General features: G+C 65.7%; 12 protein-coding genes. 5 read left to right on the top strand and 7 right to left on the bottom strand.

The window, feature by feature from the left end; genetic code table 11:
- Nucleotides 1-20 precede the first annotated feature (20 nt).
- The 4 genes from ACZ9H4_RS21235 to ACZ9H4_RS21250 all read right to left on the bottom strand — a co-directional run bounded on the left by ACZ9H4_RS21235 (nt 21) and on the right by ACZ9H4_RS21250 (nt 3648).
- Nucleotides 21-809, bottom strand: coding sequence for a TatD family hydrolase (locus tag ACZ9H4_RS21235; protein WP_408144037.1), 789 nt, complete (start codon nt 807-809; stop codon nt 21-23).
- A gap of 57 nt (nt 810-866) precedes the next feature.
- Nucleotides 867-1610 (bottom strand): lipoprotein-releasing ABC transporter ATP-binding protein LolD, encoded by a 744-nt coding sequence (gene lolD / locus ACZ9H4_RS21240; RefSeq protein ID WP_408144035.1) that lies wholly within the window; start codon nt 1608-1610, stop codon nt 867-869.
- On the bottom strand, nt 1603-2856 hold the full coding sequence (locus tag ACZ9H4_RS21245) for a lipoprotein-releasing ABC transporter permease subunit (RefSeq protein WP_408144034.1): 1254 nt from the start codon (nt 2854-2856) through the stop codon (nt 1603-1605). Before ACZ9H4_RS21245 ends, lolD begins: the two co-directional genes overlap by 8 nt.
- A gap of 486 nt (nt 2857-3342) precedes the next feature.
- Nucleotides 3343-3648, bottom strand: coding sequence for a hypothetical protein (locus ACZ9H4_RS21250; protein WP_408156296.1), 306 nt, complete (start codon nt 3646-3648; stop codon nt 3343-3345).
- 89 nt (nt 3649-3737) lie between these two features.
- On the opposite strand from ACZ9H4_RS21250, the gene ACZ9H4_RS21255 reads away from it, so the two are divergent.
- From ACZ9H4_RS21255 to ACZ9H4_RS21275, 5 genes are all read left to right on the top strand, one after another.
- Complete coding sequence (locus tag ACZ9H4_RS21255; RefSeq protein WP_408156298.1) at nt 3738-4952, top strand: regulator; 1215 nt, start codon at nt 3738-3740, stop codon at nt 4950-4952.
- Between the two features lie 28 nt (nt 4953-4980).
- Nucleotides 4981-6687: a single-stranded-DNA-specific exonuclease RecJ gene (gene recJ / locus ACZ9H4_RS21260; protein WP_476120686.1), complete on the top strand. Its 1707-nt coding sequence runs from the start codon at nt 4981-4983 to the stop codon at nt 6685-6687.
- A 325-nt stretch (nt 6688-7012) separates the two neighbouring features.
- Nucleotides 7013-8117 (top strand): peptide chain release factor 2 gene (prfB, locus tag ACZ9H4_RS21265; protein ID WP_408156300.1). Its coding sequence is split into 2 segments (ribosomal slippage): nt 7013-7093 and nt 7095-8117, totalling 1104 coding nucleotides; the frame shifts between segments, so codons are not numbered across the junction.
- 133 nt (nt 8118-8250) lie between these two features.
- Nucleotides 8251-9792: a lysine--tRNA ligase gene (gene lysS, locus ACZ9H4_RS21270; protein WP_476120688.1), complete on the top strand. Its 1542-nt coding sequence runs from the start codon at nt 8251-8253 to the stop codon at nt 9790-9792.
- 313 nt (nt 9793-10105) lie between these two features.
- The gene (locus ACZ9H4_RS21275; protein ID WP_408144022.1) at nt 10106-10819 is read left to right on the top strand and encodes a glycine zipper 2TM domain-containing protein; all 714 of its coding nucleotides are present in this window, start codon (nt 10106-10108) and stop codon (nt 10817-10819) included.
- A gap of 149 nt (nt 10820-10968) precedes the next feature.
- Here ACZ9H4_RS21275 and iscX read toward each other — a convergent pair whose 3' ends face one another.
- The 3 genes from iscX to hscA form a co-directional block, all read right to left on the bottom strand.
- Complete coding sequence (iscX, locus tag ACZ9H4_RS21280) at nt 10969-11166, bottom strand: Fe-S cluster assembly protein IscX (protein ID WP_408144020.1); 198 nt, start codon at nt 11164-11166, stop codon at nt 10969-10971.
- A gap of 15 nt (nt 11167-11181) precedes the next feature.
- Complete coding sequence (fdx, locus tag ACZ9H4_RS21285) at nt 11182-11523, bottom strand: ISC system 2Fe-2S type ferredoxin (RefSeq protein ID WP_175160925.1); 342 nt, start codon at nt 11521-11523, stop codon at nt 11182-11184.
- A 142-nt stretch (nt 11524-11665) separates the two neighbouring features.
- The gene (gene hscA, locus ACZ9H4_RS21290) at nt 11666-13537 is read right to left on the bottom strand and encodes a Fe-S protein assembly chaperone HscA (RefSeq protein WP_476120692.1); all 1872 of its coding nucleotides are present in this window, start codon (nt 13535-13537) and stop codon (nt 11666-11668) included.
- Nucleotides 13538-13578: the final 41 nt, after the last annotated feature.

Below are 13578 nucleotides of genomic sequence, written 5' to 3' on the forward strand. Positions count from 1 at the left end.
ACTCAGACCAACGAGATCGATTATGCAGAGGAAAGTGCGAGTCGCGGCAGCGCGGCGAGCGCGTTAGCCGTTGTGCCTAGGGCGGTCGCGTCGGCGCCCATGCCGCGCAGTTCGGCGAGGCCCGCACCGATGCCCGGAATCTGTTCCGGCGAGTTGCGCTGCTTGTACATCCACGCAGGCGCGATGTCCGGCGCGTCGGTTTCGACGACCAGCGCCTCGAACGGCAATTGCTCGGCGAGCCGGCGGATTTGCCGCGCGCGTTCGAACGTCAGATTGCCGCCGAAGCCGAGGTGCATGCCCTGGTCGATATAGGCCTGAGCCTGCTGGAAACTGCCATTGAAGGCGTGCGCGATGCCGCGATGGATCTGATGCCGCCGCAGCCCCTTGATCACCTGATCCTGCGATTTGCGCACGTGGCAGATCACCGGCAGGTCGAATTCGCGCGCGAGTTGCAGTTGACCGTTGTAGAAGAATTGCTGGCGCGCATCGTCGAGACCGTCGACGAAATAGTCGAGCCCGATCTCGCCAATGCCGACGAACAGAGGATCATCGAGACTCGTCTCGATCTCCATGCGCAGCAGATCGAGATCGTGCTCGTCGGCGCCCGGCGTGAACAGCGGATGAATGCCGAGCGCATACGCGCCGCCGTCGATCCGGTGCGCGAGCTCGCGCACCGCCGCGAAATTCTGCCGGCCGATTGCCGGAATCACGATGCGCGCCACGCCCGCACTGCGCGCCGCCGCCGCGACCGCGTCGCGGTCGGCGTCGAATTCAGAAGCGTCGAGATGACAGTGCGTATCGATCCACATGACCTACCTCGTGAAACTGGCGGCGCCCGCTCGCGGCAAGCGGCAAGCGCTCGGGCCTCAGACCGGCACCGGCGGCTCTTCGTGCAACACGCCGTCGCGCAGCCTCATGATGCGGTCGCAGCGGCCGGCCAGTTCCGGATCGTGCGTGACGATCACGAAACTCGTCTCGAGCGTTTGCGACAGTTCGAGCATCAGGTTGAACACCGTGTCGGCAGTGCCGCCGTCGAGGTTGCCGGTCGGCTCGTCGGCCAGCACACAGGCCGGTTTGGTCACCAGCGCCCGCGCGATCGCCACGCGCTGGCGCTCGCCACCCGACAGTTCGCCCGGCCGATGTTTCGCGCGATGCCCCATGCCGACCCGCTCCAGCACCTCGAGCGCTTCGCGGCGCGCGGCTTCGGTCGTCATGCGGCGAATTCGCAGCGGCATCGCGACGTTGTCGAGCGCGGAAAACTCAGGCAGCAGATGGTGGAACTGATAGACGAACCCGAGCGCGCGATTGCGCAAGTCGTTGCGCTCGCGCTCGGAGAGCTGCGTAAACGGCTTGCCCATCACGGAAACGTGGCCCGCGCTCGGGTCGTCGAGACCGCCGAGCACGTGCAGCAGCGTGCTCTTGCCGGAGCCCGACGCGCCGACGATCGCCAGCTTCTCGCCGCGTCGCACGCTCAGTTGCGCGTTGTTGAGCACTTGCACATTCAGGCCGCCCTGCACGAACGATTTGGAAATGCCGGTTGCTTCGAGCACGTACGGATACGGCGCGGTGTCCTGAGTGGCCATGGAAAGATTAGCGGAACGGTCATTCATAGCGCAGCGCCTCCGCGGGACGGACTTTCGCACCGCGCCAGCTCGGGTAAAGCGTCGCCACCGCCGACATCAGGAACGCGATGATGCCGATGCGCGCGACGTCGGCCGGAATCAGCTCGGACGGCAATTCGCTGATGAAGTACACCGACGGCGGCAGGAACTGCACGCCGAGCATGTGCTCGATCATCGGCACGAGCCATGGAATACTCCACGCGATCAGACAGCCGAGCGCGACGCCGGTTGCCGTGCCGATGAAGCCGATCGTCACGCCCTGCACGACGAAAATCTTCATGATCGAGCCGGGCTGCGCGCCGAGCGTGCGCAGGATCGCGATGTCGGCCTGCTTGTTGGTCACGGTCATCACCAGCGACGAAACGAGATTGAACGCCGCCACCGCGATGATCAGCGTGAGGATGATGAACATCATGCGTTTTTCGATCTGCACCGCCGAGAACCAGGTCTTGTTCTGCTGCGTCCAGTCGCGGATGTACAGATCACCCGACAAGGTGCGCGCAAGCTGATGCGCGACTTCCGGTGCGCGCTGCATGTCGGTCAGCCGCAGCCGCACGCCGGTCGGCGCGGGCAGGCGGAACAGCGCCTGCGCGTCCTTGATGTTGATCAGCGCGAGCGTGCTGTCGTACTCGTAGTGCCCCGACTCGAAGATGCCCACCACGGTGAACTGCTTCAGGCGCGGCAGCATGCCGGCCGGCGTGATGGTGCCTTCGGGCGCGACCAGCGTGATCTTGTCGTTCAGCTGCACGCCGAGATTGGTGGCGAGGTCCGCGCCGAGCACGATGCCGAAGTCGCCCGGCACGAGATCGGTCAGCTTGCCGCCTTTCATTTCCTTACCGATGTCGGACACTTCCGGCTCGAGCGTCGGCTCGACGCCGCGCAGCGCGACGCCGCTCACGGCGTCCTGGCGCGTGAGCAGCGCCTGCGCTTCGACATACGGTGCCGCGCCGATCACTTCCTTGTTCTGGCGCGCTTCCTGGGCGGTCAGTTGCCAGTTGGGCATCGACCCGGTCGGCGAAAAGATTTCGACGTGCGCGAGCACCGACAGCATCCGGTCGCGCACCTCTTTCTGGAAACCGTTCATCACCGACAGCACGACGATCAGCGCCGCGACACCGAGCGCGATGCCCGACATCGACACCAGCGCGATGAACGAAATGAAGCCGTTGCCGGTCGTGCGTTTGCCGGCGCGCGTGTAGCGCCAGCCAATCTGCCATTCGTAGGGAAATTTCAAGCGAATCCTTGTCTGCGTTCTTCGGCTGCGTTGTTCTGCTTTGCGCTGCGCGCGAAAGGCGTGGAGCGCCCGCCGCGCAGCCCGAGCGTGTGGATCGTTGGTGTCGCGGCAGCGCGGATGGTTCCGGCGTCGCCGTGTCGCTAAGTAGCAAAACGTGCGCCGCGGCGTTCCGCTGCGCGGTGGATACGCTGCGCCGCCGCTGCCGTCACCGCCGCATCTGCCGATGCCACCGCCGATCAAGCGCGAAGTTTGCCATACAATGCCGCCCGCTCGCGCAAAGGCCATAGAGAACGGGCTCGCGCTGTGAAGGCGGCGGGGTCCGGCGAGGCCTGGTCTGGTGACGGAAGAAGCCGCGTTTGGCGGGGGACGCCAGGTTTGGCGTGAGGGTGTTCATGGGGCGAGTTTCCGTGGCGTGTCCTTTGCCCTTCGCGCGCCCCCTTGGCCGTTCGTCCCTCACCGGCGCCCGGCGTCTGCCATCCACCTCCGCTACCGCAAGTTATAGCGCCCGCGCAGCTCATTGATGATCCCCGCCGCGGCTGTGCTCGCCACCTCGCGCACATCCGCATCCTTACGGTCGCGATGCAGATGACTGATGTCCCAATTGCAACCGTCCTCGTCCTCGACGGTCTCGTGGAAGCCGGTCGGAATCCAGCCCGCCGTGACCGGGTCGGCATCGAGCGCCTTCACGACCAGTTCTAACAGTTCCTGCTCGGTTTTGAGTTCACGCGTCATGCCGGTCTCCATCGTCATGTGCGCGGTGCCGCCGCGCGCGGCTCTCTGCGACGTCCACATGGCGCGTACCCCACCGCCGGGCCGGGCGCCGCCGCGGATGCGTCGAACGGGAAGCTGATGGTCGGAATACTCGCACTCTTTGCCCTACAATGCGCAGCATCATGCTCGCCAACCGTCTCCATCTTCTGCTGCCCTTCGCGCTGCCCGCCGCAGCGGACGCCTCCACCGCCCTTCACGACATTCAGAGCCCGGCCCTCGACCGGCTGATCGCGCGCGCAACGCTGGTCGAACGGGTGGTCGGCGAGGATTTTCAGCGCACGCTGCCGCACGAGCGCTGGGTGGCCCGCCAGTTCGGCGCACTGCCAGCGGGCGCGGCGGCCGCCGACGAAGCGCCGCTCGCCCCGTACATGCTGCGCGCCGACGGCGGCGATCCCGGCGATGCGACCTGGGCCTGCGTCCAGCCGGTGCATGTGCGCATCGCGCACGATCACCTGGTGCTGATCGATCCCGCCTCGCTCGACCTGTCCGACGACGAAGCCGGCGCGCTGCTCGCCGTCGCGCGGCCGCTGATCGAGGAGCTCGGCGTGCGCATCGAGGCGCCGAAACCCACACGCTGGTATCTGTCGGGCGACGGCTTCGGCACGCTGGCGGGCGCCTCGCCGTTGCGCGCGAGCGGCCGCAACATCGAAATCTGGCTGCCGCACGAAGCGCATTCCGGCGAGCGCTCGCGCGCGTGGATGAAGCTGCAGAACGAAGTGCAGATGGCGTGGTTCGAGCACCCGGTCAACGAAGCGCGCGAGGCGCGCGGCCTGCCGGCCGTCAACTCCATCTGGTTTCACGCGCAGGGCGCGGCGCAGCCGGTGCGCAGCCCGTTCGCGCGGGTGTTTTCCGACGCCGCGGCGACACGCGGTCTCGCGATGAGCGCCCGTGTCGAGACAGGTGCGCCGCCAGCGTCGTTTGCGGCGCTCTCCGGTGGCGTGACGGGCGTATCGACCGGCGCGACGGCCAATGGGACAGGCGCGGCGACCAGCGGGTCCACGCACCGTGAAGCGGGCGGCAACAGCAACGGCGCAACCAACGGCGGGACCAGGAGCGCCAATAGTCCAACCGGCGCCACCCTGGTCGAACTCGACCCGTTCTCCGCGCCCTACATCGAGCAGGACTGGGCGCGCTGGAACGACGCCTTCGCCGCCGTGCAAACCGACTGGTTCGAACCCGCGCTCGCGGCACTGCAATCCGGCCAACTCGCCGAACTCGGCATGACCTTGTGCGGCGACACCGGCTCGGTGACGCTCACGGTCACGCGCGGCGATTTGCGCAAATTCTGGCGGCGGCGCGTGCTGGCCTCGCTCTTCATCGAATGATTTACCGCATGCTCCACGGCCTTTCCGAATGACTCGAATCGTCACACGCGCCTCGTCTCCCGTCGACGCCGAAATTCTCACCCGCCACGGTCTGCATCCGGTGCTCGCGCGTCTGTACGCGGCACGCGGCGTATGCCTGCCCGATGAAATCGAAACCGGTCTCGCGCGGCTCGTGCCGCCCGTCGCGCTGAAGGGGTGCGAAGACGCCGCCGTGCTGCTCGCCGACGCGATCCAGCACCAGCGCCGCATGCTGGTGGTCGCCGACTACGACTGCGACGGCGCCACCGCCTGCGCGGTCGCGGTGCGCGGCCTGCGCATGTTCGGCGGCCAGATCGAGTATCTGGTGCCGAACCGCTTCGAGTACGGCTATGGCCTCACGCCCGAGATCGTCGCACTGGCCGCGCGCGGCGCGTCGGGCAAACCGGATCTGCTGATCACGGTCGATAACGGCATCGCCAGCGTCGACGGCGTCAAGGCGGCCAACGCGCTCGGCATCGACGTGCTGGTCACCGATCACCACCTGCCCGGCGACGAACTGCCCGCCGCCCGCGCGATCGTCAATCCGAACCAGCCTGGCTGTACGTTCCCGAGCAAGTGCATCGCGGGCGTCGGCGTGATGTTCTACGTGCTGCTCGCGTTGCGCGCGGAATTGCGCCGCCGTGGCGTGTTCGGCGACGCGTTTCCCGAACCGCGCCTCGACGGCCTGCTCGATCTGGTCGCGCTCGGCACGGTCGCCGACGTGGTCAAGCTCGACGGCAATAACCGCGTGCTGGTCGCGCAAGGCTTGCAGCGCATCCGCAAAGGCAAGATGCAAGCGGGCATCGCCGCCCTCTTTCGCGCGGCCGCGCGCGACGCCCGCAGCGCGTCGGGCTTCGATCTCGGCTTCGCGCTCGGGCCGCGGCTGAACGCGGCCGGACGCCTGTCGGACATGTCGCTCGGGATCGAATGCCTGACCACCGACGACATCGGCCGCGCATGGGACCTCGCGCAGCAACTCGACACGATGAACCGCGAGCGCCGCGAGATCGAAGCGGGCATGCAGCAGCAGGCGCTCGACGATCTCTCGGCCATCGACCCGGAAGGGGCGACCACCATCACGCTGTTCAATCCGGGCTGGCATCAGGGCGTGATCGGCATCGTGGCCGGACGGCTGAAGGAGAAATTCCACCGGCCCTCGTTCACCTTCGCGCTCGCCGACGACAGCGGCCAAACCGTCAAAGGATCGGGCCGCTCGATCCCCGGCTTCCATCTGCGCGATGCGCTCGACCTGATCTCGAAGCGCGAGCCGAACCTGATCGTCAAATTCGGCGGCCACGCGATGGCTGCGGGCCTGACGCTCGCCGCCGCCGACGTGCCGCGCTTCACCGCCGCGTTCGAGGCGGTCGGCCGCGAGTGGCTGTCCGAGGACGCACTGTCGCGCACGGTGGAAACCGACGGGGAACTCGAAGACGCCTACTTCACGCCGCAATTCGTCGAGATGCTCGACGCGGCCGTGTGGGGTCAGGGCTTCCCGGCGCCGGTGTTTTCGGGCGAATTCGACATCGCGTCGCAGGCGCTGGTGAAGGACAAGCATCTGAAGCTGCAGCTCGTGCGCGGCCGCCAGCGCTTCAACGCGATCTGGTTCAACCACACCGACACGCTGCCGGCGCGGACCACCGTCGCCTACCGGCTGGCGAGCGACACGTGGAACGGCGTGTCGCGCGTGCAACTGATCGTCGAGCACGCGGCGAGCTGAGGCGGCGGGCTGAGGCGGCGGGCTGACGGGGGCAACTGGCGCAAGCCACTGCGGTACGCCGCGAAAGCGGGCCAGGTGACGTGGCCGACCGCAGTGACCAACCGGACCAACTGGACCAACTGGACCAACCGACGCGACCAGACCGAAGCAGCAGACTGAACCGCCGACGCCTGGCGCCCCCCGCCATCGCGTCGACGGCGCCGCAAAACCGTCGAAAATCTCCGCAAAATCAACCCCGAACCCGCGCCGGATCGCTCGAGAGCCGCCGGCGCGGCGCGTCGATCGGCTATAATTTCCCCTTTTTACGAAGCTATAAAAGATCGACATGGAAGCGGAACGTCTCAACGCGATCGAAGCCTCTCTGGCGGACCTGCGCGCACGCGCGGCCGACCTACGGGGGTATCTTTGACTACGACGACAAAGCACTGCGTCTAATCGAAGTCAACCGGGAACTCGAAGACCCGGACGTCTGGAACGACTCGAAGCATGCCCAGGCCCTCGGCCGGGAAAAGAAACTGCTCGACGACACGGTCGGCAAACTCACCTCGCTGCACAACGACCTGCGCGACGCGCAGGATCTGTTCGAGATGGCGCGTGAAGAAAACGACGACGAAACGCTGCTCGCCTGCGAAGCCGATGCGCAAGGGCTCGAGTCGCGCGTCGCCGACATGGAGTTCCGCCGGATGTTCGCGAATCCGGCCGACCCGAATAACGCGTTTCTCGACATCCAGGCCGGCGCCGGCGGCACCGAAGCGTGCGACTGGGCGTCGATGCTGCTGCGCCAGTACCTGCGCTACTGCGAACGCAAGGGCTTCAAGACCGAAGTGCTGGAGCAGACCGACGGCGACGTCGCCGGCATCAAGAACGCGACGATCAAGATCGAAGGCGAATACGCCTACGGCTTCCTGCGCACCGAAACCGGCGTGCACCGCCTCGTGCGCAAGTCGCCGTTCGATTCGTCGGGCGGGCGTCATACGTCGTTCTCGTCGGTGTTCGTGTACCCGGAGATCGACGACTCGATCGAAGTGGACATCAACCCCGCTGATCTGCGCATCGACACGTACCGCGCGTCCGGCGCGGGCGGTCAGCACATCAACAAGACCGACTCCGCGGTGCGTATCACGCACATGCCCTCGGGCATCGTCGTGCAATGCCAGAACGACCGTTCGCAGCACCGCAACCGCGCCGAAGCGATGGCCATGCTGAAGTCGCGCCTGTACGAAGCGGAAATCCGCAAGCGTCAGGAAGAGCAGGACAAGCTCGAAGCCGGCAAGACCGATGTGGGCTGGGGTCATCAGATCCGCTCGTACGTGCTGGACAACAGCCGTATCAAGGATCTGCGCACCAACGTCGAAATCAGTAATACCAAGAGCGTGCTCGACGGCGACCTCGACCCGTTCATCAGCGCAAGCCTGAAACAGGGCGTGTAACCCGCGCAACCGGCGCGGCTTTGCAAAGAGCCGCGCCGCACCTTTTTACCGCCTGAGGTTTTTACACTGACTGGCCCCCCGCATCCGGCGCACTCCGGTGCATGCCGATGCGGGCCACCGAACACACATCATCATGACCGAATCGACCCAGCCTAATGCGGCCCAGCCGACAGTCGCGCCCGAGGTGGACGACAACAAGATCATCGCCGAGCGCCGCGAAAAGCTGCGCGAGCTGCGTGAGCAAGGCGTCGCCTATCCGAACGATTTCCGTCCCACGCACCACGCCGAAGATCTGCAGGAACAGTACGAGCACGCCGACAAGGAAGCACTCGAAGCGAATCCGCTCGAAGTCGCGATCGCCGGCCGCATGATGCTCAAGCGCGTGATGGGCAAGGCGAGCTTCGCGACCGTGCGCGACGGTTCGGGTCAGATCCAGTTCTTCATCACGCCGGCCGACATCGGTCAGGAAACGTACGACGCGTTCAAGAAGTGGGACATGGGCGACATCGTCGCGGCGCGCGGCGTGCTGTTCCGTACCAACAAGGGCGAGCTGTCGGTGCGCTGCACCGAACTGCGTCTGCTGTCGAAGTCGCTGCGTCCGCTGCCGGACAAGTTCCACGGTCTGTCGGACCAGGAAATGAAGTATCGCCAGCGCTACGTCGATCTGATCGTCACGCCGGAAACGCGCAAAACCTTCGTCGCGCGCACCAAGGCGATCTCGTCGATCCGCAAGTTCATGGCCGACGCCGATTTCATGGAAGTCGAAACGCCGATGCTGCATCCGATTCCGGGCGGCGCGGCGGCCAAGCCGTTCACCACGCATCACAACGCGCTCGACATGCAGATGTTCCTGCGCATCGCGCCGGAGCTGTATCTGAAGCGCCTGGTGGTCGGCGGCTTCGAGCGCGTGTTCGAGATCAACCGTAACTTCCGCAATGAGGGCGTGTCGGTGCGCCACAATCCGGAATTCACGATGATCGAGTTCTACGCCGCGTACACCGATTACAAGTGGCTGATGGATTTCACCGAGCAGCTGATCCGCCAGGCCGCGATCGACGCATTGGGCACGGCGACCATCACCTATCAGGGCCGCGAGCTCGATCTGGCCAAGCCGTTCCATCGGCTGACGATCACCCAGGCGATCCAGAAATACGCGCCGCAATACACGAATGAGCAACTCGCCGACAGCGCGTTCCTGCGCACCGAGCTGAAGAAGTTCGGCGTCGACGCGTCACAGCCGCAGTTCCTGAACGCGGGCGTGGGCTCGCTGCAACTGGCGCTGTTCGAAGAGACCGCCGAGTCGCAATTGTGGGAGCCGACCTACATCATCGACTACCCGATCGAAGTCTCGCCGCTCGCGCGCGCGTCGGACAAGGTCGACGGCATCACCGAGCGTTTCGAGCTGTTCATCACGGGCCGCGAGATCGCCAACGGCTTCTCGGAACTGAACGATCCGGAAGACCAGGCGGCCCGCTTCAGGAAACAGGTCGATCAGAAGGACGCCGGCGACGAGGAAGCAATGTTCTACGACGCGGACTATATTCGCGCGCTCGAATACGGCATGCCGCCGGCGGGCGGGTGCGGTATCGGCATCGATCGTCTGGTGATGATGCTCACGGATAGCCCGAGCATCCGCGACGTGATTCTGTTCCCGCATCTGCGCCGCGAAGACTGATCTTTACGCGGTTCGCATCAAAGCAAACGCCCGGCGCGAAGCCGGGCGTTTTTTCTTGCGACGCGCACAAGGCTGCGGGCGATACGCGTGTTCGATGGTTTGTAACCATAGGTAAAACCTGAAGAAGCGCGGTCAGGTCCCTGCAACGGGCATCTGTGTTGAACGTTGCAAAGGCCAAGGCGCCCCGCCCGCCTTGCCAGGACATGGCCGCGAAGGCGCACGGTAGCCAGTTACAAATTGATACGCCAACGGGATCGAATTGCCGGACACTCAGTCTCAATAAAAGTCGACTCTGCCAGAGACGGAGGCCAACATGGACAAGCCCACCAACGATTCCCAACCCGCGCAGCAACGTCGCATTCACCCGCTGGTCGCTGGCGCGGCGGCTGCGGTCATCATCGCGAGCCTCGCCGCGACTGCAGCCGTCACGGGCCTGTTTCCGAAGGCGTCGAGCAGCGGCGCGCAGACCGATCAGACTCAGGCCGCGCAAGTGACGACACAACCGGGCGTAGTCGATTCGGCGGCGCCGGTTGACCGGCCGGCGCAGCAGCAGCTCGCGCAACAGCAAGCGCCGCAGCAGGCTCAACAGCCCGCACCTGAACCCACGCCGCCGCAGCAACCACGGTATGCCCAGCAGCAACAGGCACAACCTGCGCCGCAATACGCGCAACAACCTCCCTCATCCCCCGCCTATTGCTCGACGTGCGGCACGGTCGTCGCCATTTCGGCGGTCCGTCAGGAAGGGCATGGCACGGGAATCGGCGCAGTCGGCGGCGCGGTGGCCGGTGGTGTAGTCGGCAATCAGTTCGGCGCCGGCGGCGGCCGCACCGCAATGACCCTGCTCGGCGCGCTCGGCGGCGGCCTCGCCGGCAACTCGGTCGAAAAGCACATCCGCAGCTCGACGTCGTATTCGGTGCGGGTGCGGATGGAAGACGGCAAGACGCGCTATTTCACGTATCACGAAGCGCCGCCGTTCCAGCAAGGCCAGCGCGTACGGGTCGAAAACGGCACGCTGGCAGCAGGCTAGGCCAACGGAGAGGCCAAGGGAGGCAGTCCGGCATTTCCGCGGACGTTAAAAAAGGCGATTCCAATGGAATCGCCTTTTTTGTTTGCCGCGAGCCAGCGGAAGCGGAACAGCTCACGCATTCGGCCACGCACTCATCAGTCACGTCGCGTTCAATAATCCGCGTCTTCAATCCATGCAGCCTGAATCGCCTCGAGGATCTTTTCGTTCGAACGGTCAGGATCGTCGTCAAATCCTTCCAGCTCTGTGACCCAGCGGTGCAAGTCGGTGAAGCGCACCTGTTGCGGATCGATGTCCTGGTGCTTGTCAGTCAGGGCCATCGCGATGTCTTGCGTATCGGTCCACTTCATGGCTGCATCCTCCTGTTAGTGGTTTTCCTTCGCGTGATTGATCGAATAACGCGGAATTTCGACGACCAGGTCCTGCTCCGCCGGCACCATCGCCTGGCACGACAAACGCGAAGCCGGTTCGAGCCCCCACGCCTTGTCCAACAGATCGTCCTCGTCTTCCTCGGACGGCGTCAAGGCGGCGAAACCCTCACGCACGATCACGTGACAGGTCGTGCACGCGCAGGACTTCTCGCACGCGTGCTCGATTTCAATGCCGTTCTCGAGCAGATTGTCGCAAATGCTCTTGCCGGGCACGGCGTCGATCACCGCGCCTTCCGGGCACAGTTCGACGTGGGGCAGCACAACGATTTGAGGCATACATTTTCCGTTTGGGTCTGAGGCGCGGCGGCCATCAACGGGCTCCGCACCATTTTACTGGCGCCGTGGGGACTTTTTAAGTCCGCACGGCGCGCTTGAGCGTCCGTGGCCGGCGCGGCGCGCCCGCCTGCCGGCGCGACGCTCAGATCTCGTCGAGCTTGCGGCCAGCGAGCGCGCGGCGAATGCCCTTATTCATGCGGCGGGCGGCGAATTCGTCGGTGCCCTCGGCGAGCGTTTTGGTCGCGGCTTCGATCGCGCCGGCGTCGTCGCTCTGCGCGACTTTGCGCAATACATCGAGCAGCGCGTCGAGCGCGGTGCGCTCCTCGTCGTCGAGCAATTCGGCGTCGGCGGCGAGCGCGGCGTCGGTCGCTTCCACCAGACGCCGGGCTTCGACCTGCGCCTCGCGCAAAGCACGCGCGCGCATGTCGACTTCCGCGGTCGAGAAGCTGTCTTCGAGCATGCGGGCGATGTCGTCGTCGGCGAGACCGTACGACGGCTTGACCACCACCGATGCTTCCACGCCCGAGCCCTGCTCACGCGCAAACACCGACAGCAGACCGTCCGCGTCGACCTGGTAGGTCACGCGAATGCGCGCTGCGCCGGCCGCCATCGGCGGAATGCCGCGCAGTTCGAAACGCGCGAGCGAACGGCAGTCGCTGACGAGCTCGCGCTCGCCTTGCACGACGTGAATCGCCATCGCGGTCTGGCCGTCCTTGAAGGTCGTGAAATCCTGCGCGCGAGCGACCGGAATCGTCGAGTTGCGCGGGATGATCTTCTCGGTGAGCCCGCCCATGGTCTCGACGCCGAGCGACAGCGGAATCACGTCGAGCAGCAGCCACTCGTCGCCGTCCGCGCCGCGGTTGCCCGCGAGCAGATCGGCCTGGATCGCCGCGCCGAGCGCGACGACCTGGTCCGGGTCGAGGTTGACGAGCGGCGGCTGGCCGAAGAACGTTTCGACCGAACGGCGAATCACCGGCATGCGCGTCGCGCCGCCGACCAGCACTACGCCCTTGATCTCTTTGGTCGTGACCTTGGCGTCGCGCAGGGCTTTTTTCGTGGGCCCGAGCGTGCGCTGCACCAGCGCCTGAGTGATCGCTTCAAAAGTAGCTTCAGTGATCGTCAGATCGAGCCTGGTGCCGTTCGAGAGCGTTGCCGCAAGGGTAGCCTCGGGCGCATCCGACAACGCCTCCTTGGCCGTGCGTACGCTGTCGAGCAGCAGGCGCACGTCTTCCGCTGCGAGCGTCTGCGGCGCGATTCCCGCCTGCTCCAGCACGTGGCGATACAGCGCGTGGTCGAAATCGTCGCCGCCGAGCGCGGAGTCGCCGCCCGCCGCGAGCACTTCGAATACGCCCTTGGTGAGCTTCAGGATCGACAGATCGAAGGTGCCGCCGCCGAGGTCGTACACCGCGTACAGACCCTCGGAGCCGTTGTCGAGGCCGTAGGCGATCGCGGCCGCAGTCGGCTCGTTCAGCAGGCGAAGCACGTTCAGGCCGGCCAGACGCGCGGCGTCCTTGGTGGCCTGGCGCTGGGCTTCGTCGAAGTACGCCGGCACCGTAATGACCGCACCGACCAGCTCGTCGCCGAGCGTGTCTTCGGCGCGCTGACGCAGCGTCGCGAGAATTTCGGCCGATACTTCGACCGGACTCTTCACGCCATCGACGGTGCGAATCTGCACCATGCCGGGCGCGTCGATGAAATCGTATGGCGCGTTTTCAGCGCCTTCCACTTCCGCCTTGCCTCGGCCCATGAAGCGCTTGACCGAGACGATCGTGTTGCGCGGATCGCTCGCCGCTTCGGCCCTGGCCGTGCGGCCGATCCGGCGGCCGCCCTTTTCCAGGTAACGCACCACCGACGGCAGCAGCGCGTGGCCGTGCTCGTCGGGCAGCACATCGGGCACGCCGCTACGCACCGCAGCGACGAGGGAGTTGGTGGTGCCGAGATCGATACCGACCGCCAGACGCCGCTGATGAGGCGCCGGCGCCATGCCGGGTTCGGAGATTTGCAGTAAGGCCATCTGGATCTTCTCGGGGCCGCTTTGCCCCGTCCTGAATTTTC

The sequence above is a fragment of the Paraburkholderia sp. TE9906 genome (genome assembly GCF_056279605.1).